The sequence below is a fragment of the Modestobacter italicus genome, assembly GCF_000306785.1.
Classification (GTDB): Bacteria; Actinomycetota; Actinomycetes; order Mycobacteriales; family Geodermatophilaceae; genus Modestobacter; species Modestobacter italicus.
In genome coordinates, this window is the sequence record NC_017955.1 from 2,061,707 (window position 1) to 2,086,123 (window position 24,417).

A 24,417-nucleotide genomic window follows, 5' to 3' on the forward strand; every position below is an offset into this window, starting at 1 on the left:
GCGCCCCGGTCAGGGCCGGGGGACGTTCCGCAGGTTGGCGCGGGCCAGGTCGACCATCTTCCCGACCCCGCCGCCGAGCACCATCTTCGTCGCCGTGGTCGCGAACCCGCGGACCTGCTCCCCGGTGATCGCCGGCGGGATGGACAGCGCGTTGGCGTCGGTGACGAACTCCATCAGCACCGGCCCCGGCTCCGCGAGCCCGCGGACCAGCGTCTCCCGCACCTGCGCCGGGTCCTCCACCCGGTAGGACGGGATCCCGACGCCGGCGGCGATGGCGGCGAAGTCGGTGGGCTCGTGGTCGGTCTCGAAGTCGGGGATGCCGTCGACCATCATCTCCAGCTTCACCATGCCCAGCGACGCGTTGTTGAACAGCACGATCTTCACCGGCAGCCGGTGCAACCGGACGGTGATCAGCTCCCCGAGCAGCATCGCCAACCCGCCGTCGCCGCTCATCGACACCACCTGGCGGCCCCGGTCGGCGAACTGCGCGCCCACCGCGTGCGGCAGCGCGTTGGCCATCGAGCCGTGCCGGAACGAGCCGATCACCCGGCGCCGGCCGTTGGGGGACAGGTAGCGCGCCGCCCAGACGTTGCACATGCCGGTGTCCACGGTGAACACGGCGTCGTCGGCGGCGAGCTCGTCGAGCTGCGCGGCCACGTACTCCGGGTGGATCGGCCGCATCTTCTCGACCTTGCGGGTGTAGGCGTCGACGACCTTCTCCAGCGCGTGCGCGTGGTCGCGCAGCATCGCGTCCAGGAACGTCCGGTCGGTCTTGCGCTCCAGCAGCGGCAGCAGCGCCCGGATCGTCTCCCCGACGTCGCCGTGCACGGCCACCTCCAGCGGGGTGCGCCGGCCCAGGTGCGAGGCGTCCGCGTCGACCTGCGCCGTCCGCGCCTGCGGCAGGAAGTTGGTGTACGGGAAGTCGGTGCCCAGCAGCACCAGCAGGTCGGCCTCGTGGGTGGCCTTGTGCGCCGCGCCGTACCCGAGCAGGCCGTTCATGCCGACGTCGTAGGGGTTGTCGTACTGGATGACCTCCTTGCCGCCGAGCGCGTGGCCCACGGGGGAGAGCACCGTCCCGGCCAGCTCCATCACCTCGTCGTGCGCTCCCGCGCAGCCCGCCCCGCAGAACAGCGTCACCGTGCGCGCGGCGTTGATCGCGTCGGCCAGCGCCTGCACCTGCCCGGCCGCCGGGCGCACCGGCGACGGCGTGGTCACCATCGCGGTCGGCACCGTGGGCCCGCCGGACTCCTCGGCCGCCAGGTCACCGGGCAGCACGACGACGGACACCCCGCGCTTGCCGACGGCGGTCTGGACGGCCACCCGCAGGGCGTGCGGCATCTGCTTCGGCGTCATCACCTCGCACCAGTACGAGCACTCCTGGAACATCCGCTCGGGGTGCGTCTCCTGGAAGAACGCCATCCCGATCTCCTGGGACTGGATGTGCGAGGCGATGGCCAGCACCGGCGCACCGCTGCGGTGCGCGTCGAACAGGCCCTGCAGCAGGTGCGTGTTGCCCGGCCCGCACGACCCCGCGCAGACGGCCAGCTTCCCGGTCACCTGCGCCTCGGCCGCGGCGGCGAAGGCGCCGCCCTCCTCGTTGCTGACGTGCACCCACTCGATGCCGGCGGTGTGCCGGACGGCGTCCACGACCGGGTTGAGGCTGTCGCCCACCACCCCGTAGATCCGTTCGACGCCGGCGTCCCGCAGCATCTCGACCAGCTGGGCGGCAACGGTGGGGTGGGCCATGGGAGCTCCTCCGGAGGTGGTTGGCTGCTGCACCCCTACCCGCCGGGGCGCCGTCGAACATGGGTCAGTCCGTGTCCCGGGCCTCACCGCAGGAGGCGCACCGCCCGGACGGCAGCCGTTCGGACAGCCGCCCGCAGGCGGGGCAGACCTGGTCCAGCCAGCAGGCCGGGTCGCCGCCCTCCGGCTCGGCCGGCTCGCGCTCGGCCGGGTCCACGGCTCAACCCTCCTCGGGCGGGGCGAACCGGGTGAGCGCGTCGATCGACGGGCAGGTGTAGTAAGCGCCGGTCAGCGGGGTGAGGTAGTGGGTCAGCCCGTCGCGGACCCCGTCGGCCACCCCGGCCATCCGGCGCAGCATCTCGTGCAGCCGCCAGCGGTCCCGGGCGAAGCCGACGAACGCCGTCCCGTGGTCGGTCACGCCGCCGTAGGCGACGTTGCGCCGGAAGATCTGCCTCTCCTCGCCGTCGACCTCGACGGTGGTGCGGGCGACGTGCGCGCTGGGCAGCATGACGTCCTCGGGCAGCTCGACGCTGTCGGGCTTGGTGCGGCCCATGTTCATCTCCTGGCCGACCATCCCGAGCGACTCCCAGGTCGCGCTGTCGTGCCGCCAGAGCTGGTAGAGCACGACGCTCGCTCCCGCGCCCGGCTCCCCGGCCGGGACGGCGGCCACGTCGGCGGCGGTGAGCAGCGAGGGGTTCTCGGTGCCGTCGATGAACCCGGTGAGGTCGCGGTGGTGCCGGTACAGCCACCCGGTGACCTCGGCGCCCACGGTGGCCACGCCCTTCAGCGCGGCCAGCACCGCGCGGGAGTTGTCGAACACCGCCGTCCGGTCGCCGCCGGCGACCCACACCCAGGCGTCGTGCTGGGTGGCCGGCATCCGGAACCGCCCCGGGCCGATCAGGTCCTCGGTGAACCCGGCGGCGTCGGCGGGGGCGTCGTCCGGGGCGACGGAGGCCCAGAGCTCGGGCCGGAAGCCGACGACGACGTTCACCCCGCCCGTCGTCGACAGCGGACCGGTGAGCCCGGCCACCCCGCGGACCAGGTCCTCCGCGGTGCGACCGGGCTCCAGGTCGAGCTCGAGGTAGCAGTGCTCAGGGGTGCCGAGGGCGAGGATGCCGGGCTGCGTCGTCACGCCCGACACCCTCTCAGGCGGTCGGCGCGTCAGTCCGTCGGCGGCTCGTCCTTGCCGGCCTCCTCGAGGGCGTCGGCCTCCTCCTTCGTCTTGTGCACCGCCTTGTCGGCGTGCTCGGGCGGGCCGTAGACGGTGTAGAGCACCAGCGGGTTCACGCCGGTGTTGAGGAAGTTGTGCTTCTTGCCCGCCGGGACGACGACCAGGTCGCCCTGCGCGACGTTCTTCTCCTGCCCGCCGACCTTGGCCTTCCCGGTGCCGCTGACGAAGGTCAGGATCTGGTCGACGTCGTGCACCTCCTCGCCGATCTCGCCGTCCACCGGGATCGTCATGATCACCAGCTGGGTGTGCTCACCGGTCCAGAGCACCCGACGGAAGTCGGCGCTCTCCTCGGCGACGGTGGCGATGGTGAAGTGCTCCATGTCGGCCGTTCCTCTCGCTCGCTCGTTCTGCTGCCGGCGCGTGCCGGCTCATGATCAGTCAAGAGCAGAGCGGCCCGCGGCGCGATCCGAGGACCCTGGTGGCGGCGCGGGCCGGGGGCGCAGACTCCTCCCGCACACCGCCCCGGACGACGGAGGAACCCCATGCGCAGCGAGCACGACGGCACCGACCCGCAGACCCTCGAGACGGTGTCGGACACCCTCTCCGGCGACGTGGACGACGACACCGCCGGGTACTCGCCGGCCGACCGGCCCTGGGTGTCCAACGACTGGGGCACCACCGACCGGGAGGAGGAGGCGGGGGAGGGGCTCGACGGCCGGCTCGCCCGCGAGCTGCCCGAGGGTGCGGCCGACGACGGCGACGGCCTCGGTGACGCCTCCGACACCGACGGGGAGCTGCTCGACGGCGAGGTCGGCGACGAGCGCGCCGGCCGGCTGTCCGACGACGAGGGCGACGGGTTCTCCGACACCGACGACGAGCTGTACGCCGAGGACGAGGGCATCGACGGCGCCGGCGCCTCGGCCGAGGAGGCCGCCGTCCACGTCGTCCGGGAGTGACCCGGCCGGAACGCGGCGACGCGCCCGACCGTTCCTCGGGGCGGTGGGGGAGGCTGTGGCCGGACCGGGCCCCCCGGCCGGCAGAGGGGCCGCGCGCGAGCGCGGCGGAGGCAGGAGGACGGCGATGACGGAGCAGTCCCGGGACGCGGTGGTCGCCGCGGAGCTCGACGAGGCAGCGGTCGAGCCGGTCGACGACGCGGAGATCTCGACGCGCGCGGTGGTCGAGGGCGGTGTGGTGGTCGGGCACGACGGCTCCGGCTGCGCGCAGGAGGCGCTGGAGTGGGCCGCCGCGCTGGCCGAGCGGGCGGACTGGCCGCTGCACGTGGTGCGGGCGTGGCGGATCGCCACCGCCCCGCAGCCGTCGACCTGGGAGCCGGGCTACGTGCCGCCTGTCACCGACTACGAGAAGGCCGTGCTGGCCGACCTGGAGGCCGACGTCGCCGCGGTGCTCGGCGTCGAGCGGGCCGCCCGGGCCACCTGCCACGTGGTGCACACCCAGCCGGTGCGCGCGCTGATCGAGGCGGCGGCCGGCGCCGACGTGCTGGTCGTCGGGGCCCGCGGGCGGGGCGGCTTCGCCGGCCTGCTGCTCGGCTCGGTCAGCGACCAGGTCACCCACCACGCGCCGTGCCCGGTCACGGTGGTCCGCAGCGACCGCAAGGACTGAGGTGCAGCCCGTCCCCCCGGCCTTCCTGCGCGCGCACACCCGGGTCGCCCGGCCGACCCTCGTCCCCGAGGTGCAGCTGCACGTCGCCGACGACGTCGTCGGGCTGTGGGAGGCGATGGAGACCGAGGGCGGCGGCGCCGGGCTGGACCCGCCGTTCTGGGCCGCGGCCTGGCCCGGCGGGCAGGCGCTGGCCCGCTACGTGCTCGACCACCCCGGGACCGTCGCCGGCCGCCGGGTGCTCGACCTGGGGGCGGGCAGCGGGCTGGTCGCGGTGGCGGCGCTGCTGGCCGGTGCCCGCGCGGTGGTGGCCAGCGACGTGGACCCGTACTCGCACACCGCCGTCGCGCTGAACGCCGAGCTCAACGGGGTGTCGGGCATCGAGGTGGTCGGGGACGTGCTGGCCGACGAGCTCCCCGACGTCGAGGTCGTGCTGGCCGGTGACGTCTGCTACGACCGCGAGATGACCGGCCGGGTGCTGCCGTTCCTCGGCGCGGCCTGGCTGGGTGGGGCGAGCGTGTTCCTCGGCGACCCGGGGCGCGCCTACGTGCCCAGTGAGGGCCTGGTCGAGCAGGCGGTCTACGACGTCGTCGACGCCGACGGCGGGCCGGCCCGGCGGACGACGGTGTGGCGGCTGCCCTGAGTGCCGCCCGTGGCGCGCCTGTGGGCACGTTCACATTCCCACGCGTCCCCCCTGTCCCACCTGCCCGTTGAGCACGCTCACACACCACTGGTAGTGGCCGGACGGGACAGATCACTACGAAATGTGGGCCCCAGCATTGTCACGAGCGGGTAACGGCATCTACGTTGGCTGGGTCCGGTCGGACGTCAGGTCCCCAGCCGGGGAGCCCGAGCCGGATGCCGCCGAGTCGCTCACCGCAGCGAGCCGGGGACCCACCGCAGCACTGGGGTGAATCCTGACCTGGGCACGTGCCCGGGTCGGGTAGGGCTTCTTCCCGCCCGAACCCGTCAGCTAACTCGGTAGGCGGCCACGGAAGACCACCGGAGTCCCCTTCTTGCTGTCCCGTCGCCCCACCCCGCACACGTCTGCCCCCACCGAGGTGCTCACCGAGGTCGGCACCGACCAGCCGGCCACCGCGGAGCTCGCCGCCACGGGCGCGAGCCGCCGCCGGCCCCCGCCGGGCTGCGCCGCCCCGCGTTCCTCCTCGCCGTCGCCGTCGCCGGCGGCGTCATGGTCAACGTCTTCGCCGCCGGTCAGCCCGACGCCGCCGCCGTGGCCGGCGCCGACGAGCCGATCAGCGTCGCCGCCCAGCTGCAGGAGAGCGCGCAGGACTCCGCCGCCGGCGCCACGTCCACCACCGAGGACGTCAGCGAGCGCCTGGGTGAGCTGGCCGCCAGCCGCAGCGAGCGGGAGGCCCAGCAGAGCGCCGCCGCGCAGTCCCAGGCCGCCGCCGACCAGGCCGCGATCGAGGCCAAGGCCGCCGCCGAGGCGAAGGCCGCCGCCGAGGCCCAGGCCGCCGCGGAGGCGAAGGCCGCCGCCGAGGCCCAGGCCGCTGCCGAGGCCAAGGCCGCCGCCGACGCCGAGGCCGCCGCGCAGGCGAAGGCCGCTGCCGCCGCCGCCAAGCCCGCTCCCGCCACCACCCGGGCGCCGGCCGCCGCCAGCTCGGGGTCGGCCTCGCGCGGTTCCTTCCAGGACTACGCGCTGGCCCAGCTCGGCGGGGACGCCAGCGAGTTCTCCTGCCTGGAGAGCCTGTGGGGCAAGGAGAGCGGCTGGAACCCCAACGCGCAGAACCCCTCCAGCACCGCCTACGGCATCCCGCAGTTCCTCGACTCGACCTGGAAGAGCACCGGGATCGCGAAGACCTCGGACGGCTACCGGCAGATCGACGCCGGGCTGATCTACATCGACTCGCGGTACGGCTCGCCGTGCGGCGCGTGGTCGCACTCGAAGTCCACCGGCTGGTACTGAGCCGCAGCTCCACCGCACCTCCACCGCACCTCCATCGGGGGCCCGGGTCCTGGCGGACCCGGGCCCCCGGTGCGTCCGGGTGGCGCCGACACGCGGGTCGGCGGGCACCTCCCGCTGACGTGCGGGACCGCATCGGGCAGGATTGCCTGGTGGACAACCCAGACGAGGAGCGCTGACCCGTGGGCAGACACCGCGCACCCGAGGGCGCCACGACGGACTTCGACGCCGCCACCAGCGCCCTGGCCGACGTGACCGGCGACTACGCCGTCGACGTGGCGCACACCCGCATCGGCATCCGCGCCCGGCACGCGATGGTGACCACCGTCCGCGGGGCGTTCACCCAGTTCAGCGGGACCGCCCACCTGGACACCGCGAAGCCCTCGGCCAGCAGCGTGGTGCTGCGGATCGACACCGCCAGCATCGACACCGGCACGCCCGACCGCGACGGCCACCTGCGCTCGCCGGACTTCCTCGACGTCGAGCGGTACCCGCAGATGCTGTTCACCTCCACCGGCGTGGAGCAGGTCGACGACGACGTGTACCGGGTGACCGGCGACCTCACCATCAAGGACATGACCCGGCCGGTCTCGGTCGACTTCACCCTCACCGGCTCCGCGCTGGACCCGTTCGGCAACACCCGGGTCGGCTTCGAGGGGGCGCTGGCGATCAAGCGCAGCGACTGGGACCTCACCTGGAACACCGTGCTGGACACCGGCGGCGTGCTGGTCAGCGACCGCATCCAGGTGGAGTTCGACGTCTCGGCCATCAAGGTGTCCTGACCGGGGCCGATGAGTTCCCCGCGCCGCCGGGGTCTGCACTGCGGACCCCGTCGCCGCTGGAGGCTGGCATGCCGCACCTGTCCCGGTTCGTCACCGTCTGGTCGATGCTGCAGGCGCGGGTGCAGGACGGCCGGCTGCCCGGCTTCGCCGCCGCGGTGCGGTTCCGCGGCGCGGTCGAGGTGCACACCGGCGGCTGCCTCACCCTCGGCGGCACCGACCCGGTGCGACCGGACTCGCTGTTCCGGCTGGCGTCGGTGTCCAAGCCCGTCGCCGGCGCGCTGACCCTGGCCCTCGTCGAGGACGGGGTGCTGGGCCTCGACGACCCGGTGGCCCGGTGGCTGCCCGAGCTGGCCGAGCCGCGGGTGCTGCGCAGCCCGGGCGCGGCGCTGGACGACACCGTGCCCGCCGAGCGCCCGATCACCGTGCGGCACCTGCTCAGCAGCACCCCCGGCTTCGGCGGGGTCTGGGACTCCTCGCCGATCGCCGTGGCCGTCGACGAGGCGGGCATCGGCCCCGGCCCCCTCCCGCCGCAGCTGGACCACGACGAGTACGCCCGCCGGCTCGGCGCGCTGCCGCTGGTCGCCCAGCCCGGCACCCGCTGGCTGTACCACCTGAGCACCGACGCGCTCTCCGTGCTGCTCGCCCGGGCGTCCGGCCGGCCGCTGCACGCGCTGCTGGAGTCCCGGGTCACCGGCCCGCTCGGCCTCGGCTCGACCGGCTTCTGGGCCTGCGACCCCGGGCGGCTGGGAGCGGCCTACCTCCCGGCCGACGGCGGCCTGGAGCTGCTCGACCCCGCCGACGGGGTGGCCGCCCGGCCGCCGCTGTTCGAGGGGCTGGCCAGCGGGCTGGTGTCCACCGCGCCGGACGTGCTCGCCTTCCTCTGCGCACTGGCCGACGGCGGCGGACCGGTGCTCGGCGCCGCCTCCGTGGCGGCGATGACCACCGACACGCTGACCGCCGCGCAACGCCGCGAGGCCGCCGACTTCCTCGGCCCGGGGCGGTCCTGGGGCATGCAGGTCGGCGTCCAGGTCGAGCCGGGCGACCCGTGGGACCAGCCCGGCCGCTGGGGCTGGGACGGCGGGACCGGCACCACCGCCTACGTCGACCCCGGGCGGGACCTGGTGGCCGTGCTGCTGACCCAGCGCGGCGCCTACCCGGGGGACACCTTCCTCCCGGACTTCTGGCGCGCGCTGTACCGCTGTCTCTGATGCCCCGAGCCCGGTGGCTCAGCCGCGGCGCAGCCGGCCCAGCAGCCCGCCGGTGGTGCCCAGCGTCCGGGCGGCCAGCTGCAGGATGGGGCCGCCGGGGATGCCCGGCGCCGACTGGACGATCGGCGCGAGCTGCATCAGCCCGGTCAGCTCGTGCACCCGCAGCCGGCGGCGGGCCAGTGCCGCGACCGGGTTGACCCGGCCGGAGGCGGCGTCCAGCAGCAGGTCGGCCGGCGCCTCCACCGCCGTGCCGGGCACCTCCCCGGCGGCCAGCCGGCGCACGGTCCAGCCCGACGGGTCGGCGGCGAAGGCCCAGCCGCCGTCCGGCGTGGCGAGCGCGGCGCCGGCGGTGAGGCCCTGGGCGGCGGCCAGCGCACCGGTGACGTCGGCGAGGGCCGCGATGCCCGACTGCAGCACCGGCGCCGGCGGGGCCGGTGCGCCGGCGGAGACCAGGTCCAGCCCGTGCACGGCGAGCTCGTAGGCCTGCCCGAGCAGCACGCTGAGCATCGGCAGCCGGCCCACGGTGGACACCGTCAGTGCAGTGTCGAGCTCCACCGGCTCGTCGGCCAGGTAGCGCTCGGTCGCCTCCCGTGCGGCCCGCAGCGCGGCGAGCACGGCCGGCCGGTCGGCGTCCCGGTGGGCGGCGGTGACCCGGGCGTTGGACGCGTCGGGGTCGCCGGGCTCCCCGGTGCCCCCCGCCCGGGCACCGGCGACCAGGCCGGCCAGCGCCGCGCGGTCGGGCCAGGCGCCCAGGTGCACGCAGACCTCCTGCGCGCGCCACCCGGGCAGCCGGGTCGCCCGCTGCAGGTCGACCGCGGCCGCCTGGTCCAGGAAGGCGTCCCAGGCGCCGAGCACCATCGCGCCGACCTCCGCGCGCCCGGCGTCGGCCATGCCGTGCGGCCCGTGCGGCCCGGTCACCGGCGTGGTGCCCGGAGCGCGAGCAGCGTGCGCAGGGCGGCGACCAGCGCCAGCGGCTGGTCGAGCATCGGGTGGTGCCCGGCGTCGGGCAGCTCGACGACGGGCATCCCGCCGCGGACCAGCCCGGCCATCTCCTCGGCCATCGCCGCGGACACCAGCCCGTGCTCGCAGCGCAGCAGGGTCAGCGGCGCGCCCGCGCCGGGCAGCAGGTCGCGCAGCCGCAGCCGGGCGCCGAAGAAGTCCGGGTCGAACGCCCAGGACCAGCCGCCCTCGACCGCGCGCAGCGACCCGCGGGCGACGTGGTCGCGGACGAAGGGCAGGACGACGTCCTGCGGGGGGAGGGTGCGGAACCGGGCGACCGCCTCCTCGGCGGTGGGGTACACCCGGTGCGGGCGGCGGCGCTCGCGGAGCCGCTCCTCGTCCGGGGGCTGGTCGTTGAGCGGCGAGTCGACGACCACCACCGAGGAGACGTCGCCGGCGTGCTCGGCGGCGACGGTGACGGCGACCCAGCCGCCCATGCTGTGCCCGACCACGACCGGCCGGTCCAGCTCGGCCGCGGCGGCGACGGCGACCACCTCGCGGGCCCACAGGTGCGGGTCGTAGCTGTCCCGCCGGTCGCTGCTGCCGTGGCCGGTGAGGTCCAGCGCCACCACCCGGTGCCCGGTGAGCAGCGGTGCGACGTGGTCCCACCACCCGGAGTGCGCGGCGCCGCCGTGCACCAGCACGACGCCCGGGGCGCCGACCGGCCCCCAGACCCGGTGGGCGACCCGGGCGCCGGCGACGACGACGTCCCGGTGCTCCGGTTCCTGGGCGAGGGCCTGGGTGAACCACGGCGGTGCGGGCATGCCCGGATCCTGCCCGATGGGGTCAGTGCCCCCTCAGCAGCTCCTCGAAGGAGGTGGTGGGGTCGGCGAACGGGTCGGCCGGCCGGGGAGCGGCCGGCCGGCCGGCGCGACCGGCGAGGACGTCGGCCAGCTCGCCGGCGGCCCGCTCGACGCGGTCGGCCAGTGCGGTGTCGCCGCCGCCGGCCCAGTCCTCGCTGGCCGCGAAGACGCCGGTGGGCACCGGCACCGCTCGCAGGTAGGCGAACAGCGGCCGCATCGCGTACTCCACCGCCAGCGAGTGCCGCGCCGTCCCGGCGGTGGCGCCGAGCAGCACGGGGGTGCCGATCAGCGCGTCCTTGTCCAGCACGTCGAAGAACGTCTTGAACAGCCCGCTGTAGGAGGCGGAGAACACCGGCGTCACGGCGATCACCGCGTCCGCGCCGACGACCGTGTCGATCGCGGCCTGCAGCTCGGTGCCGGCGAAGCCGGTCGTCAGGTCGTCGACCAGGCCCCGCGCGTGGTCCCGCAGCTCGACGACCTCGACGGTGGCGTCGTCCCCGCGGGCGCGCAGCGCCGCCACCGCGGCGGTGGCCAGCCGGTCGGCCAGCAGCCGGGTCGAGCTGGGGTTGCTCAACCCGGCGCTGACCACGGCCATCGTCCGGGTGGTCACAGCGCCGCCGCCTCGACGGTCTGGCCGGTGACGTCGTCGACGGCGTGCACGGTGGTGTCGTGCGCGCCCCCGGCGGCGGCGACCAGCGAGGCGTGGGTCGGGGCGTCCGGCACGTGGGCCGGCTTGAGCGCGGCGAACTCGCGGCGCAGCACGGGCACGACCTCCTCACCGAGGATGTCCAGCTGCTCCAGCACCGTCTTCAGCGGCAGGCCGGCGTGGTCCATCAGGAACAGCTGGCGCTGGTAGTCACCGACGTAGTCGCGGAAGCCCAGCGTCCGCTCGATGACCTGCTGCGGGCTGCCGACGGTCAGCGGCGTCTGGGAGGTGAACTCCTCGAGCGACGGGCCGTGGCCGTAGACGGGGGCGTTGTCGAAGTACGGGCGGAACTCACGGACGGCGTCCTGGGAGTTCTTCCGCATGAACACCTGGCCGCCCAGCCCGACGATCGCCTGGTCGGCGCTGCCGTGGCCGTAGTGCTCGAAGCGGCGGCGGTAGAACTCGACCATCTGCTGGGTGTGCGAGGCCGGCCAGAAGATGTGGTTGTGGAAGAAGCCGTCGCCGTAGTACGCGGCCTGCTCGGCGATCTGCGGGCTGCGGATCGAGCCGTGCCAGACGAACGGCGGGACGCCGTCCAGCGGGCGGGGCGTCGAGGTGAAGCCCTGCAGCGGGGTGCGGAACTGGCCGGACCAGTCCACGACGTCCTCGCGCCACAGCCGGCGCAGCAGCTGGTAGTTCTCCACGGCCAGCGGGATGCCGTCGCGGATGTCCTTGCCGAACCACGGGTAGACCGGACCGGTGTTGCCGCGGCCCATCATCAGGTCGACGCGGCCGTCGGCCACGTGCTGCAGCGTGGCGAAGTCCTCGGCGATCTTCACCGGGTCGGTGGTGGTGATCAGCGTCGTGGACGTCGACAGGACCAGCTTCTCGGTCTTGGCGGCGATGTAGCCCAGCGTCGTGGTGGGGGAGGAGACGACGAACGGCGGGTTGTGGTGCTGGCCCTGCGCGAAGACGTCGAGTCCGACCTCCTCCGCCTTGAGCGCGATGGTGACCAGCGACCTCAACCGCTCGGCCTCGGTCGGGGTGCGACCGGTCGTCGGGTCGGGCGTGACGTCGCCGACGGTGAAGATCCCGAACTGCATCTCGTGCTCCCTCTCGTCTGAGCCGCACTGGTTGAGAGTGCAACTACTGGCCGGTGGAACCCGGGGGGCCACCCGGTTGTTCCCCCAGCGCGGCGAGCTCCTCCTCGAGGAGCGCCCGGGACTCCGCCGGGTCCAGCGCCATGTCGCTGACCATGTCGAACGCCCGGGTGTAGCGGTGCACCTCGGCCTCGGTGTCCAGGAAGGAGATCCGGGTCTTGTTCTCCAGGTAGACGACGTCCGGCGCCCCGCTGGCCGGGGAGTCGAGCACCGAGAACGAGCCCGCGGTCACCGGCGGCAGGCCTGCGGCGAAGGGGAGCACCTGCAGCGTGACGTTGGGCCGGGTGGCGACCGCCACCAGCCGCGCCAGCTGGCCGCGCCGGACGGCGGTGTCCCGGGCCCGGTCGCCGGGGACGACGCACCGGCGCAGCACCGACTCGTCCACGACGGCGGACAGCCGCAGCCCGCCGTCGGCCCGCTCGGTGTCCAGCACCTCCTGCCGGCGGCGGCACACCTGCACCCGCCGCTCGACCTCGGCCGTGGACGGGCGCTCCCAGGTGGCGAGGATGACCTCCCGGGCGTAGTCGGGGGTCTGCAGCAGCGCGTGCGGCACGAGCGCGCCGTAGCAGCGCAGCGCCTGGGAGCCGGACTCCAGCCGGATCAGGTTGGCGTAGCCGGCCGAGAGCGTCTCGGCGTAGGCGTCCCACCAGCCGCGCGGGCGGACCGAGGGGGCGAGCCGGCGCAGGTAGGCGGCCTGCTGGTCGGGCACCCGGTAGAGGCTGACCAGCCGCTCGAGGTCGGCCTCGACGATGCCGGTCCGGCCGGTCTCGATGCGGCTCACCTTCGACGCCGACCACCCCAGCCGGGCCGCGACGTCCTTGCCGTGCAGCTGGGCGCCGGTGCGCAGCTGCCGCAGCTCGTGCGCCAGCCGGCGTTCCCGGACCGAGGGGGTGTCGCGGTCGACCACGACGCCACGGTGACCGGTGCCGTGCAATCTTGCAAGCACCCTGTCGCTCCGGGGGGTGGGGGTGAGACCTTCTGCGCACGCGGCCGCGGACCCAGGCCCGCCGACCCGAGGACGGACGAGATGACCGGAACCCGCTCACCCCTGCTCACCACCTGCGACGTCCACGACGTCGCCCAGCTGGTCGGCGGGCTGGCCCGGGTGGTCGACACCGCCGTCGTCGCCCTGCTGGAGCAGGGCCGGCTGCGGGTCGACGGCACCGGCCGGTTCTCCGCGGTCGGCAGCGCGCCGGGCCGGCCGGTCGAGCAGGCCGTCCTCGACCTCGCCGGGTCGCTGCCGCGGCGCACGATCGGCTCGTTGCGGTTCCGTGCCCAGGCCGACCCCCGGCTGACCGCGGTCGCCGAGCGGCTGGTGGCCGCGGGGCTGCTCCGCCGCAACCCGCTGGCCGGGCTCTCCGTCGGCTGGCCCACCCACCTGCGCACCGCGGCGGGCCGCCGGGTGCTCGACGAGTGGCGCGCGCTCCCGCAGGCGGGGCTCGCCGCCGTCGCCCTCGGCGGGCCCGGGCAGCTGGCCGACCGGGCGTGGTACCAGGACGCCTTCGCAGCGGTGACCCCGCCGCGGGTCCGTCGTCCCGGCACAGCACTCGGCGCCACCGGCTGGGGCGGGGACGGCGGTGGTGGGGGCTGGGGTGGCGGCTGGGGTGGCGGCTGGGGTGGCGACGGTGGCGGGAGCTGCGGCGGTGGGGACGGCGGTGGGGGCGGGGGCTGCTGACCGGCCCCCGCCCCGCCTCCGGTCAGCCGAGCGGGTCGACCGTCTCGTGCTGGTCGACGGTGGCGGCGAGCCGGGCCAGCGCCCAGTCGCCGTCGCCGAGCAGGTGGTCGATCGCGGTGAGCCGGCTGGTGTAGTGGCCGACCGAGTACTCGGCGGTCACGCCGATCCCGCCGTGCAGCTGGATCGCCTCCTTGCCGATGTGCCGCGACGCCCGGCTGGTCTGCAGCCGGACCCGGTCGGCGGCCGCGACGACGTCGCCGTCGGCGTCGACCACGAGCGTGGCCCACATGACGGTGCTGCGGGCCAGCTCCAGCGAGACGTACATGTCGGCCGCCCGGAAGGTCAGCGCCTGGAACTTGTTCAGCGTGACCCCGAACTGCTTGCGGGTCCGCAGGTACTCCGCGGTCGTGGTCAGCGCCGTCTCCATCGCGCCGAGCGCCTCGTGGCCGTAGGCCACCCGGGCCCGGGCCAGCGCCTTCTCGATCGCGGCGGTCTGGTCGCCGGTCCCCTCGCCGAGCGGGGCCGCCGGGGTGCCGGCGAAGGTCACCTTGGCCGAGCGGGTGCCGTCGTGGTTGCGGTGCCCCGAGCGGGTGAGCCCCTCGGCGTCGCCCTGCACGAGGAACAGCCGGGTCCCGCCGTCGACGACCGCGCTGACCACCAGGACGTCGGCGCGGGCGCCGTTCGGCACCGGCTCCTTCACCCCGGTCAGCCGCCAGGAGCCGCCGTCGGGGGTGGCGGTGACCGCGCGGGCCGACGGCTCCCACCGGGTGCCGGTCTCCGCGTGCGCGAACGCCGGCACCAGCGAGCCCTCGGCGAGCGCCCCGAGCACCTCGGCGCGCTGGGCGTCGGTGCCGAGGTCCGACACCAGCCCACCGGCGAGGACGACGGCCTCCACGAACGGCTCGGGCGCGAGCACCCGGCCGATCTCCTCCGCGACGATCGACACCTCGACCGGTCCGGCGCCCATGCCGCCGTCGGACTCGGCGAACGGGAGCCCGAGGACGCCCATCTCGGCCAGCCGGCTCCAGGTCTTCTCGTCGAAGCCGGGGTCGCCGGCGACCACCGACCGGCGCTGCTCGCTGTCCGCGTACGCGCGGGCGAGCAGCCCGCTCACCGCCTCGCGCAGACCGTTCTGCTCGTCGTCGTAGCTGAACTCCACGGTGACCTCACAACCCCAGGATCGAGCCGGCGATGATGGTGCGCTGCACTTCGTTCGAGCCCCCGTAGATGGAGACCTTCCGGTAGTTCAGGTAGGACGGGGTGGCCACCTGCGCCCACTCGGGGACGTCGGAGTCCTCCTCGGCGAACGAGGCGACCGACAGCGGGCCGGCGATGTCGACCAGCAGCTCGGTGGCGGCCTGCTGCAGCTCGGAGCCGCGCAGCTTCAGCACCGACGACGCCGGGTGCGGCTTGCCGCCGGCGGAGTTGGCCACCACCCGCAGCGCGGTGAGCTCCAGGGCGAGCAGCTCGTTCTCGACCTCGGCGATGCGGGCCCGCAGGTAGGGGTCCTCCGACAGCGGGGCCCCGTTGACCGTGATCCGGCGGGCGTGCTCCTTGGCGTCGGTGAGCATCCGCTTGGTGGACCCGATCCGGGCGATGCCGACCCGCTCGTTGCCGAGCAGGAACTTGGCGTAGTCCCAGCCGTGGTTCTCCTCGCCGACCAGGTTCTCCGCGGGCACCCGGACGTCCTCGAAGAAGACCTCGTTGACCTCGAACCCACCGTCGAGCAGCTCGATCGGCCGCAGCGTCACGCCGGGGGAGTCCATCGGGAACAGCAGCAGCGAGATGCCGCGCTGCTTCTTCGCCGCGGTCGGGTCGGTGCGCACCAGGCAGAAGATCCAGTCGGCGAACTGGCCCAGCGTCGTCCAGGTCTTCTGGCCGTTGACCACCCAGTCGTCGCCGTCCCGGACGGCGGAGGTGCGCAGCGAGGCCAGGTCGGAGCCGGCGTCGGGCTCGGAGAAGCCCTGGCACCACCAGATGTCGAGGTTCGCAGTGGCCGGCAGGAAGCGCTCCTTCTGCTCCTGCGAGCCGAAGGTGGCGATGACCGGGCCGATCATGCTGGCGTTGAAGGCCAGCGGCTCGGGGACGGCGGCCAGCTGCATCTCCTCGCGCCAGATGTGGCGCTGCAGCGGCGTCCAGTCCCGGCCGCCCCACTCGACCGGCCAGTGCGGCACGGCGAGCCCGGCGGCGTTGAGCACGCGCTGGGCCTCGACGAACTGCTCCTTGGTCAGCTCCCGGTGGGCGGCGACCGCGTCCCGGATGGACTGCGGCACCTGGGTGGTGAAGAAGGTGCGCATCTCGTCCCGGAAGGCCTCGTCCTCCGGCGACAGGTGCAAGCGCATGGGGCCCCATTCCCGACGGCAGCTCTGCCGTCTCGACGTGCGGACCTCGAAGATCCCACATCGGCTACCGCCGGGTAACTCCGGGTCTGCGGCGGGGGTCACAGCGTGTCGCGGGGCCGCCCGGGACCCGCCCCGAAGGGGTGGTCCTCGGCCGCGGGGCTGGAGCCCGACCGGCCCGGTGCCGAGGGTGGGGGCAGGGCGCACGGACGTGCCCGGCGTGGGACGGAGGCACGGAGTGGCGGTACGGCAACCGGTGGCAGAGGTCCACCTGGTCCCTCCGGAGGTCGTGGCGGCGGTGTTCCACGGCGTCACCCTCAGCGACACGATGGGGATCCTGGTACTCGAGCAGGTCGCCGGCGTGCCGCGCGTGCAGTGGAGCAACGGCCGCGCGGGGACCCTGCTCGGCTACGCCCTGGAGGACCTGGCCGGGCTGCCCGCGGCCCAGCTGTTCCCGACCCTGGAGGGCGCCCAGCTCAAGCTGCTGCTGCGCCGCGAGCGCGCGGTCGGGATGGACCTGCCGGTGCGGTGCGCCACCGGTGCGCTGGTCGAGTGCACCGCCATGGCGACACCGGTCCCCGGCGGACGGCGGTGGACCCTCCGGCTGGCGTCCCGGGCGAACCCGACCGAGCGGGCGCTGCGGGCGACCGCCGACGCCCACGAGCGCCGCTTCTCCACCCTCACCGAGCGTTCCCCGGTGCCCACGCTGCTCTCCGAGCAGGGCATGCGGCTGGCGCACGTGAACGACGCCTTCTGCGCGCTGGTCGGGCTGCAGGCCGAGGAGCTGCTCGGCACGGGCTGGATGGGCGCGGTGCACCCCGACGACCTGGACGCCGTGGTGGAGCTGGCGGCCGGTGTCCTCGGCGGGGACCCCGACGACGGCGAGGGCGAGACCCAGGCCCGGCTCGTCCGCGCCGACGGCACCGAGCGGACCACCGTCCTCCGGTTCTCCCACCTGTTCACCCCCGGGGTGGGCGCGGGCTTCGTCGGCACCATCGAGGACATCACCGACCGGCTGGCCTTCGAGGCCCGGCTGGCCCACCAGGCGGCGCACGACCCGCTCACCGGGCTGCCCAACCGCACGCTGCTCGCCCAGCACGTGGCGGCCCGCTTCCGCCCCGGCGGCGGCCGGCTGGCCTGCGTGTTCCTGGACCTGGACAACTTCAAGGTGGTCAACGACTCCCTCGGCCACGCCGCCGGTGACCAGCTGCTGGTGGAGCTGGCGCGCCGGCTGGAGGCCACGGTCCGCCCCGGTGACCTCGTCGCCCGGTTCGGCGGCGACGAGTTCGTCGTCGTCTGCGAGGACCTCACCGAGCAGGGCGCGGTCGCGCTGGCCGAGCGCATCGGCGCGGCGCTCCGCCTGCCGGTGACGCTGGGCGGGGTCGAGCTCCGGCCGGCGGCGAGCGTGGGCGTCACCGTGCAGACCGCCGAGCACACCGCGGCCGAGGAGCTCATCCGCGACTGCGACATCGCGATGTACCAGGCCAAGGCCGCGGGCAAGGGCCGGATCACCGTGCTGGACTCCGAGGCCCGGGCGCAGGCGCACGACGAGCTGCGGCTGGTCGCCGAGCTGCGCGACGCGATCGAGCGGCGCGAGATCACCTGCGCCTACCAGCCCATCTTCAGCACCGCGGACGGCACGGCGGTGGCGGTCGAGTCCCTCGCCCGGTGGGCGCACCCCGGGCGCGGGGCCATCTCGCCGGCCACCTTCGTGCCGCTGGCCGAGCGGAGCGGGCTGGTCTCCGGGCTCGGGCTGCTGGTGCTGGACGAGACCTGCCGCCAGCTGGCCGCCTGGGACCAGGAGCTGGGCGAAGCGGCCCCGGCGCGGGCCAACGTCAACGTCTCCGCGCTCCAGCTGGACGCCGAGCTGCACGGGCACGTCGCCTCCGCGCTGCGCCGGCACGGGCTGCAGCCCTGCCGGCTGTCGATCGAGCTGACCGAGTCGGCGCTGATGAAGGACCCGGACGCCGCCCGGCAGGTGCTGCTGGACCTGCGGGCCCTCGGCGTGCAGATCTCCATCGACGACTTCGGCACCGGCTACTCCTCGCTGGCCTACCTCCGGCACCTGCCGGTCGACTGCCTCAAGGTCGACCGCTCGTTCGTCGCCGAGATGGCCGACGGCCACCCGGAGATCACCGAGGCGGTCATCGCGCTGGCCCGCAGCCTCGGCCTGTGCACCGTCGCCGAGGGCGTGGAGACGCTGGCGCAGGCCGAGCAGCTCACCGGGCTCGGCGCCGACTTCCTGCAGGGCTTCAGCCTCGCCGTCCCGCTGTCCGGCGCCGACGCCACCGCCTGGTTCGCCGCCCAGCACGCTCCGGAGGTCCGACCGTGACCCCGCACCCGCACCACGACCTGGAGACGACGTGACCCTCGCCGCCCCGGCACCCACGCTGGCCCTGGCACCCCTGTTCGACCTCGAGCGGGTCCTGGCCAGCATCGACACCATGGCCGCCCAGCGGCCGGTGGCCGCCCACCTGGTCTCGCTGTCCAACTCCGAGGAGGTCAGCGCGAAGGAGCTGTCCCAGGTGCTGGCGTCCGACGTCGCCCTGGCAGGCCGGGTCCTCAAGCTGGCCAACTCGGCGTTCTACGGCATGCGCGGCCGGGTGACCTCGCTGCAGTTCGCGGTCACCGTGGTCGGTTTCGGCACCGTCCGCACCATGGCGACGGTCGCGCTGACCGACCTGGACGACGAGGCCCGGCTGCCCGAGGACTTCTGGCAGGTCAGCACCGGTGTCGCGCTGGCCGCCTCCGCCCTCGCCCCGCGCTTCGCCGAGCGGCCGCAGGACGCGCTCTGCCTCGGGCTGCTCGCCCAGCTGGGGGTGGCGCTGCTGCACCACCACGACCCCACCGGGTACGCCGGGCTGTGGCAGCGCGAGCGGTCCTTCGCCGGGCGGCGGTCGGCCGAGGTGCAGCGGTACGGCATCTCGGCGCTGCGGCTGACCTCGGTGGCGCTGGAGCAGTGGTCCTTCCCGGTTGGGATGGTGCTCCCGCTCGCCCAGGTCGACGACCCCGCGTCGTCGGGGGGTGCGCTGCTGCGCTGCGCCTTCGAGCTCGCCGGCCGGCTGACCGACCCCGACCACGAGGAGCTCCCCATCGAGGAGGTCAGCGGCGGGCACCTGCGCGAGCGGGACGTCGCCGGTGTGGTGGAGCAGGTCCGGCAGGACGCCGACGAGCTGCGCACCGCCCTGCTCGGCTGAGGAAGGACCCCTCTCCGGGCGGAGAGGGGGTCCTCCATCAGGTGCCCGGCTCGGGGTTCTCCGGCTGCGGGTCGGCGCCCACGGTGGGCAGGAACCCCGGTGCCTCACGAGCCGCGGCCTGGTCCTCGAAGTCGGCGGCGATGTCCAGCATCAGCGCGTCCGACCAGCGGCCGCCGAAGAAGGACACGCCCACCGGCAGCGTCTCGCGCGGACCGGAGAAGCCGGCCGGCACCGACACGTTCGGGTAGCCGGCCACCGCCGCCGGACCGGAGGTGCTGTAGACGAACGCGTCGGCCTCGCCGTCGAGGAACTCGTACCGGGTCTGCCAGGCCGGGGTGTTGGTCAGCCCGACGACGGCGTCCAGGTCGTCCTCGGGCCCGGCCCCCTGCGCCAGCACCTCGTCGATCGAGGCGCGGGCCAGCTGCCGGATCCGGTCCCGGGTCGCCTGGATGGCCGGGTCGTCGGCCGGCACGGCCGCCGCCTGCGCCTGCTCGAAGAGCTCCTGGCCAAAGTAGGCCAGCTCCACCGGGTCCTGCTCGTTGAACGCGATCAGCCCGGCCAGGTCGGCGGGGTGGTCGCCAGGGGTCGCCGCCAGGTAGGCGTTCAGGTCGCGCTTGAACTCGGCCAGCAGCGCCGGGGTCTCCCCGGCGCCGATCTCCTCCTGGTAGGCCAGCTGCACCGGCACCGCCGTGGCCCCGGCCGCCTCCACCTGCTTCACCGCGGCCGCGAAGACCGCCTCGGTCTGGTCGTCGACGGCGGTGGCCTGCTCCGGGGTCAGCGTCCAGACCCCGATCCGGGCGCCCTGCAGCGCGTCGAGGTCCAGGTCGGCGTAGTCGGGGAGCTCACCGGGGATCTCGGCGGTCGCGGCGTCGGCGTCGTCCCGGCCGGCGATGACGTCCAGCATGATCGCCGCGTCGACGGCGTGCCGGGCCATCGGGCCGGCGGTGTCCTGCTCGGCGGAGATCGGCACGATGCCGTCCCGGCTGACCAGCCCCAGCGTCGGCTTGAGCCCGACCACCCCGTTCTGCCCGGCCGGGCAGACGATCGAGCCGTCGGTCTCGGTGCCGATCGCGACCTGCGCCAGCGACGCGGCCACCCCGGCACCGGACCCGGACGACGAACCGCACGGGTTGCGGTCCAGCACGTAGGGGCTCGCGGTCTGCCCGCCGACCCCGCTCCACCCGCTGGTCGACGCCGAGCCGCGGAAGTTGGCCCACTCGGAGAGGTTGGCCTTGCCGATGACGACGGCGCCGGCCTCGCGCAGCCGGCGGGTGATCGTGGCGTCGTCCGGCTCGCTGTGCAGCAGGGCCCGGGAGCCCGCCGTCGTCGGCATCTGCTCGGTGTCCACGTTGTCCTTGAGCAGCACCGGGATGCCCTCGAGCGGGCTGCGCGCCGAGTGCCGCCCCCGCGCCCGGTCGCTGGCGGCGGCGTCGTCCAGGGCGTCCGGGTTGACGCTCAGCACGGCCCCCAGGTCGTCGTTCAGCGCCTCGATCCGGTCCAGGTAGGCCTCGGTGAGCGCGACGGCCGTCAGCTCGCCGGCGTCCATCCGCTGCTGCAGCTCGGGGATGGTCAGCGCGTCGAGGTCCAGCCCGCGCAGCGGCAGCGTGCCGGAGCCGGCCCGGTCGGGCGCCCCGGCCGCGGTGCCCGGGGACGGCGCGGCCGAGACCGTGCTCGCCGGGACCAGCAGGGCCGCGGCGAGCGCGGCGGTCACCGCGGCCTTCCGGGGGAGGGATCGGGAGGGGACGGCGACGCGCATGGGCTTCTCAAGGGGTCGGTGCGGCTGCGGCGTGGGGTGCACGCTAGGCCGGTCGCTGGGCTCCCGCTGGGTGAGCACCGAGGAACCGCACAGCCGCAGCACAGGGTGACGCAGTCCTCGCCCGGCCGGCAGGACGGCGCGGCCGCGGCGGGGGATCGTGGTGGGGTGCTCGGCAGCGACTTCGGCCCGGACCCCATGGCCCTGCTCACCCGTGAGGTGCTGCGGGAGCGCGCCGGCGAGCTGATCGCCGAGACCTGCGCCTGGGCGGTCGGCCTCTCCGACCAGCCGCACCACCTCCGGCTGCGCGGCCGGGTGGTGCCCACCGGCCTCACCATCGGCGCGCGGGCCGCGACCGGGCAGCCGCTCGGCGGGGAGGAGGACGGCCGGCTGGAGCTGGGGGACGCTCGCCCGGGGACCTTCCAGGACGTGCTCAACGCCGTCACCCCCGACGGCTCGCTGGTCGCCGAGCACTTCGACCGGGAGGTGGTCGAGCCCTTCGTGCTGGACACCTGCGTCCGGGCCGCCGAGCGCGCCCGGGACAGCCGGGCGGCCGCGTGGGCGGAGCTGCTCGACGAGCTCGGGGAGGACGGCAGCGACCTGGTCGAGGTCGTCCGGGTCGGGGAGTGGGAGGCGCCGCTGCGGATCGACGCCGAGCACCTGGTGCTGGCCGCGCTCGGGGCCGTGCCGCTGGTCGAGGTGGAGGCCGAGGGGCTGCCGCTGTCGCTGGTGCGGGCCGCCGAGGCGGTGACCCGGGCGGCCGCGCCACCGCCGCCCCGGCCGGCCGAGCCCGGGCGGCCCGACGAGCTGGCGGGTGCGCTGTTCCTCGCCGAGGCGGCGCTGGCCGGCTCGGGGCTCCTGCTGCCGGTGCCGCCCGCCCAGGCCGACCGGCTGCTGGACCTGCTGCTCGCCGAGGGTCTGCTGCCCGAGGAGGTCCCGGCGCTGCTCGCGCACCTGCCGGTCGAGCCGCGCACCGCCGCGGAGGTCCGCGCCACGATCGCCGCCTCAGGTCCCGGGCTGTGAGCCGGCGTCCCTGATCGTCCTCGGCAGCCGGACGACGTCGGCAGCCACCCCGTGGTCGTGCAGCCGCTCCGGCGCCGGGCTGTCGTAGACCACCAGCAGCCGGGGGCCGGCCGGGTCGGGGTCGAGCAGCCCGATCCCCTCGGCGTGGTCGACGCCCGCCCCGAAGGGCAGGTCGACTTCCCTGCTGAGCAGGTCGTCGCGCACCACCTGCGGGGTGTCGGCCGTCAGCGCGCCGTGCCACCGGAAGACGTGCACCGGGCCGTCGAGGTCCATCGTGGGCCCGGCCAGCACGAGCAGGTCCTCGCCGTGCGGGCAGAGATCCCGGACGCCGAGACCGGCCAGGCGCAGCACGTGCTTGCGGTACCGGCGGCCGTCCTCGAGGGCGCCCAGCTCGAGCCGGGCCGGGTCGTCGGGGTGGACGTCGGGGCGCAGCTCCAGCACCACGGCCCAGCCGCGCAGGACCGGGCCCCGGAGTCCCAGGAACACCCGGTCGCCGGCCACTGCGATCCCCTCGACGTCCAGGCCGTTGTCCTTCCCCGGTATCGCCAGGAACGGCGCCAGGTGCTCGTCGTCGGCCAGGAGGTCCCGCAGGTCACGGCCGTGCGTGCCGAACACCGCGGCCCGGTGCGTGCGGCCGTCCAGGGTGGCCTCGCGCACGGGGGTCGGCAGACCGTCGACCTCGGCGACCGGGAGCCGCACCAGCACCTGCCGGTTGGCCTGACCGGTGACCCGGGCCAGCCGCCGCAGCGCCTTCTCGCCGCTGTGCCGTGCCTTGACCTGACGGCGCCGCAGGCTGTGCGAGCCGACCGCCCACAGGAAGGGGCCGTGCCGGGCCAGCCCCTCGACGTCGGCCTCCTCGTCGGCGTCCTCCCCGGGCAGCCGCACCAGGTCGGCCAGCCGGGTGCTGGCCTGGTCGGCGTACACCTCCGGCCGCTCGGGGTCGTCGGCGACCAGCCGCTCGATCGTCGCGGTCTCGTCACCGGCGACCCAGAGCACCGGCCCCTCGCTGCGGACGGCGGACAGGTTCGTGTGCGTCCCCGACGCCCGCGCCCCGGCCGAGAACGACAACCGCACGGTGCGCTCGATGCTCACGCCGACCACCCTGGCACGGCGTTCCCGTCCCGTCGGCACTTCCGTCCAGGGGCCTGCGGGGTGACCATGGAGCGGCACACCTGCTCCCGGAGGGACAGTGCCATGACGAGTTCCGCCACCCCTGACCCGGCGGGCCGAGGCGGTCGCCCGGCCCGCGCCGTCCACGAGATGACGGCGGAGGAGAAGGCCATCTGCGAGTGGGAGGCGCGGCACGACGTGGCCGCCCGCGGGTCGCGGGCGACACCCGGTGACATAGCGCTCTACCTGGCGCAGTCCCGGTCGCGCGAGCTCCGTGAGGAGGCGTCGCGGCGACGGCCCGAGCGCGTCCGGGCGACCGCGCCCCGACCACGGCCGGTGCCGCCGACCACGGAGGAACTCGCCTTCCGGCTGGCGCCGCCGGAGCACACCCCGAGGCGCCGCCGCGGCACCTCGGGCTGACCGGGCCGGCGGGAACCGTCCGCCGCCCGGCCCCGTTGGCCGGGGATGGACCTGGTCTGCCCGAAGTGTCAGGGGACGATGCGCACCTACGAGCGCAACGGCGTCCACGTCGACCAGTGCGCGGACTGCCGTGGCATCTTCCTCGACCGCGGTGAGCTCGAGCGGCTGGTCGACGCGGAGGACGCCTGGCACGGCTCCACGCCCCCGCCCCAGCGGCAGGCCTCGCAGCAGCAGCCGTTCTCCCACCCGCAGGCGTCGTCCGCGCACCCGCAGCAGCCGGCGGCCTCGTTGGGCGCCGTCGTCAGCGAGGTGCTGGGTCAGGTGCGGAGCAGCTCCAGCTCGCACGGGCAGAAGCCGAGGAAGAAGTCGTTGATCAGCGAGCTCTTCGGCTGAGCCCCCGCCGCCGGCCCGGTCAGCCGGCGGTGGCTGCCCGGCGGGCGCGCAGCGCGCGGTGGTGCGGGTTGCTCATCACGCCCAGGACGTTGCCGAAGGGGTCGACGACCGAGGCCGTGGCGAACCCCTCGCCGTCGCCGTGCTCGCGCAGCGGCTCGTGCACGGTCGCGCCGAGGGCGACCAGCCGGTCGACCGCGGCCGGCAGGTCGTCGACGTCCCAGAAGACGACGGCACCGGTGGGGGCCGGGGCGGCGGGGCCGCCGGGGCGGTAGCGGGCGTCGATCAGGCCCAGCTCGTCCTCGCTCTCGCCGACCCGGTACTCGACGTAGCCGGGCACCCGGTAGTAGGGCTCGATGCCCAGCAGCTCGGTGTACCAGCGCTCGGCCGCGGTCAGGTCGGTGGCGTAGCAGGAGACGGTGGCCAGCTCTCGCAGCACGGCGGTGTCCTCTCG

The 24,417-nt window shown here is 75.2% G+C and carries 26 protein-coding genes and 1 riboswitch; of the genes, 12 read left to right on the forward strand and 14 right to left on the reverse strand.

All coding sequences use genetic code 11. From position 1 onward, the window contains the following. Window positions 1-9: 9 nt before the first annotated feature. The 4 genes from MODMU_RS10155 to MODMU_RS10165 all read right to left on the reverse strand — a co-directional run bounded on the left by MODMU_RS10155 (window position 10) and on the right by MODMU_RS10165 (window position 3,294). On the reverse strand, window positions 10-1,746 hold the full coding sequence (locus MODMU_RS10155; RefSeq protein WP_014740140.1) for a pyruvate dehydrogenase: 1,737 nt from the start codon (window positions 1,744-1,746) through the stop codon (window positions 10-12). Window positions 1,747-1,810: 64 nt separating this feature from the next. Further along, a complete protein-coding gene (locus MODMU_RS28430; RefSeq protein WP_166503343.1) occupies window positions 1,811-1,960 on the reverse strand; it encodes a hypothetical protein in 150 nt (49 codons plus the stop codon). Between the two features lie 3 nt (window positions 1,961-1,963). Continuing rightward, window positions 1,964-2,875 carry a Dyp-type peroxidase gene (locus MODMU_RS10160; protein ID WP_014740141.1) on the reverse strand — a complete coding sequence of 304 codons (912 nt, stop codon included), beginning with the start codon at window positions 2,873-2,875 and terminating at the stop codon, window positions 1,964-1,966. Between the two features lie 29 nt (window positions 2,876-2,904). Then, window positions 2,905-3,294, reverse strand: a complete 390-nt coding sequence (locus tag MODMU_RS10165) for a cupin domain-containing protein (protein ID WP_014740142.1) — start codon at window positions 3,292-3,294, stop codon at window positions 2,905-2,907. Between the two features lie 162 nt (window positions 3,295-3,456). Between MODMU_RS10165 and MODMU_RS10170 the strand changes: the two genes are divergently transcribed. The 6 genes from MODMU_RS10170 to MODMU_RS10195 all read left to right on the forward strand — a co-directional run bounded on the left by MODMU_RS10170 (window position 3,457) and on the right by MODMU_RS10195 (window position 8,448). After that, the gene (locus MODMU_RS10170; RefSeq protein WP_014740143.1) at window positions 3,457-3,870 is read left to right on the forward strand and encodes a DUF5709 domain-containing protein; all 414 of its coding nucleotides are present in this window, start codon (window positions 3,457-3,459) and stop codon (window positions 3,868-3,870) included. A 124-nt stretch (window positions 3,871-3,994) separates the two neighbouring features. After that, entirely contained in the window at window positions 3,995-4,534 is a 540-nt protein-coding gene (locus MODMU_RS10175) for a universal stress protein (RefSeq protein WP_014740144.1), read from the forward strand. 1 nt (window position 4,535) lies between these two features. Then, window positions 4,536-5,174 (forward strand): class I SAM-dependent methyltransferase, encoded by a 639-nt coding sequence (locus MODMU_RS10180; protein WP_014740145.1) that lies wholly within the window; start codon window positions 4,536-4,538, stop codon window positions 5,172-5,174. A gap of 209 nt (window positions 5,175-5,383) precedes the next feature. Next, a riboswitch (cyclic di-AMP (ydaO/yuaA leader) is annotated at window positions 5,384-5,534 on the forward strand. A 189-nt stretch (window positions 5,535-5,723) separates the two neighbouring features. Further along, the gene (locus tag MODMU_RS10185) at window positions 5,724-6,461 is read left to right on the forward strand and encodes an aggregation-promoting factor C-terminal-like domain-containing protein (protein WP_014740146.1); all 738 of its coding nucleotides are present in this window, start codon (window positions 5,724-5,726) and stop codon (window positions 6,459-6,461) included. A 179-nt stretch (window positions 6,462-6,640) separates the two neighbouring features. Further along, a complete protein-coding gene (locus MODMU_RS10190; RefSeq protein WP_014740147.1) occupies window positions 6,641-7,240 on the forward strand; it encodes a YceI family protein in 600 nt (199 codons plus the stop codon). Between the two features lie 68 nt (window positions 7,241-7,308). Beyond that, a complete protein-coding gene (locus MODMU_RS10195) occupies window positions 7,309-8,448 on the forward strand; it encodes a serine hydrolase domain-containing protein (protein ID WP_014740148.1) in 1,140 nt (379 codons plus the stop codon). Window positions 8,449-8,466: 18 nt separating this feature from the next. On the opposite strand, the gene MODMU_RS10200 is transcribed toward MODMU_RS10195, so the two are convergent. Genes MODMU_RS10200 through MODMU_RS10220 form a run of 5 tightly spaced genes read right to left on the reverse strand, consistent with a single transcriptional unit; the run spans window position 8,467 to window position 12,963 of the window. Continuing rightward, window positions 8,467-9,366 carry a maleylpyruvate isomerase N-terminal domain-containing protein gene (locus tag MODMU_RS10200; RefSeq protein ID WP_014740149.1) on the reverse strand — a complete coding sequence of 300 codons (900 nt, stop codon included), beginning with the start codon at window positions 9,364-9,366 and terminating at the stop codon, window positions 8,467-8,469. Continuing rightward, window positions 9,363-10,211 carry an alpha/beta fold hydrolase gene (locus MODMU_RS10205; RefSeq protein ID WP_014740150.1) on the reverse strand — a complete coding sequence of 283 codons (849 nt, stop codon included), beginning with the start codon at window positions 10,209-10,211 and terminating at the stop codon, window positions 9,363-9,365. The genes MODMU_RS10200 and MODMU_RS10205 overlap by 4 nt, the downstream gene beginning before the upstream one ends. 22 nt (window positions 10,212-10,233) lie before the next feature. Further along, window positions 10,234-10,860 (reverse strand): FMN reductase, encoded by a 627-nt coding sequence (locus MODMU_RS10210; protein WP_014740151.1) that lies wholly within the window; start codon window positions 10,858-10,860, stop codon window positions 10,234-10,236. Next, window positions 10,857-11,999: an LLM class flavin-dependent oxidoreductase gene (locus MODMU_RS10215; protein WP_014740152.1), complete on the reverse strand. Its 1,143-nt coding sequence runs from the start codon at window positions 11,997-11,999 to the stop codon at window positions 10,857-10,859. The genes MODMU_RS10210 and MODMU_RS10215 overlap by 4 nt, the downstream gene beginning before the upstream one ends. Window positions 12,000-12,042: 43 nt before the next feature. After that, entirely contained in the window at window positions 12,043-12,963 is a 921-nt protein-coding gene (locus MODMU_RS10220) for a helix-turn-helix domain-containing protein (RefSeq protein WP_014740153.1), read from the reverse strand. 120 nt (window positions 12,964-13,083) lie between these two features. Between MODMU_RS10220 and MODMU_RS29045 the strand changes: the two genes are divergently transcribed. Next, complete coding sequence (locus MODMU_RS29045; protein ID WP_014740154.1) at window positions 13,084-13,731, forward strand: TIGR04222 domain-containing membrane protein; 648 nt, start codon at window positions 13,084-13,086, stop codon at window positions 13,729-13,731. A gap of 22 nt (window positions 13,732-13,753) precedes the next feature. On the opposite strand, the gene MODMU_RS10230 is transcribed toward MODMU_RS29045, so the two are convergent. Further along, window positions 13,754-14,890, reverse strand: a complete 1,137-nt coding sequence (locus MODMU_RS10230; RefSeq protein ID WP_014740155.1) for an acyl-CoA dehydrogenase family protein — start codon at window positions 14,888-14,890, stop codon at window positions 13,754-13,756. A 7-nt stretch (window positions 14,891-14,897) separates the two neighbouring features. Then, on the reverse strand, window positions 14,898-16,073 hold the full coding sequence (locus MODMU_RS10235; protein ID WP_014740156.1) for an acyl-CoA dehydrogenase family protein: 1,176 nt from the start codon (window positions 16,071-16,073) through the stop codon (window positions 14,898-14,900). Between the two features lie 253 nt (window positions 16,074-16,326). Between MODMU_RS10235 and MODMU_RS10240 the strand changes: the two genes are divergently transcribed. Together MODMU_RS10240 and MODMU_RS10245 are read left to right on the forward strand one after the other, a co-directional pair. Further along, window positions 16,327-18,402 carry a putative bifunctional diguanylate cyclase/phosphodiesterase gene (locus tag MODMU_RS10240; protein ID WP_231851829.1) on the forward strand — a complete coding sequence of 692 codons (2,076 nt, stop codon included), beginning with the start codon at window positions 16,327-16,329 and terminating at the stop codon, window positions 18,400-18,402. Between the two features lie 31 nt (window positions 18,403-18,433). Next, window positions 18,434-19,267 (forward strand): HDOD domain-containing protein, encoded by an 834-nt coding sequence (locus tag MODMU_RS10245; protein ID WP_014740158.1) that lies wholly within the window; start codon window positions 18,434-18,436, stop codon window positions 19,265-19,267. A 37-nt stretch (window positions 19,268-19,304) separates the two neighbouring features. Here the strand turns inward: MODMU_RS10245 and MODMU_RS10250 are convergent, their stop codons facing one another. Then, window positions 19,305-21,023, reverse strand: a complete 1,719-nt coding sequence (locus MODMU_RS10250) for an amidase (protein ID WP_051143966.1) — start codon at window positions 21,021-21,023, stop codon at window positions 19,305-19,307. 105 nt (window positions 21,024-21,128) lie between these two features. On the opposite strand from MODMU_RS10250, the gene MODMU_RS10255 reads away from it, so the two are divergent. Then, on the forward strand, window positions 21,129-22,043 hold the full coding sequence (locus MODMU_RS10255; protein WP_231851830.1) for a hypothetical protein: 915 nt from the start codon (window positions 21,129-21,131) through the stop codon (window positions 22,041-22,043). On the opposite strand, the gene MODMU_RS10260 is transcribed toward MODMU_RS10255, so the two are convergent. After that, window positions 22,026-23,135, reverse strand: coding sequence for a DUF3616 domain-containing protein (locus tag MODMU_RS10260; protein WP_014740161.1), 1,110 nt, complete (start codon window positions 23,133-23,135; stop codon window positions 22,026-22,028). The genes MODMU_RS10255 and MODMU_RS10260 overlap by 18 nt on opposite strands. A 102-nt stretch (window positions 23,136-23,237) precedes the next feature. Between MODMU_RS10260 and MODMU_RS10265 the strand changes: the two genes are divergently transcribed. Next, complete coding sequence (locus tag MODMU_RS10265; protein WP_014740162.1) at window positions 23,238-23,573, forward strand: hypothetical protein; 336 nt, start codon at window positions 23,238-23,240, stop codon at window positions 23,571-23,573. A 78-nt stretch (window positions 23,574-23,651) separates the two neighbouring features. After that, window positions 23,652-23,966: a TFIIB-type zinc ribbon-containing protein gene (locus MODMU_RS10270; protein WP_014740163.1), complete on the forward strand. Its 315-nt coding sequence runs from the start codon at window positions 23,652-23,654 to the stop codon at window positions 23,964-23,966. Window positions 23,967-23,985: 19 nt separating this feature from the next. Here the strand turns inward: MODMU_RS10270 and MODMU_RS10275 are convergent, their stop codons facing one another. Beyond that, complete coding sequence (locus MODMU_RS10275; protein WP_014740164.1) at window positions 23,986-24,402, reverse strand: VOC family protein; 417 nt, start codon at window positions 24,400-24,402, stop codon at window positions 23,986-23,988. Window positions 24,403-24,417 lie beyond the last annotated feature (15 nt).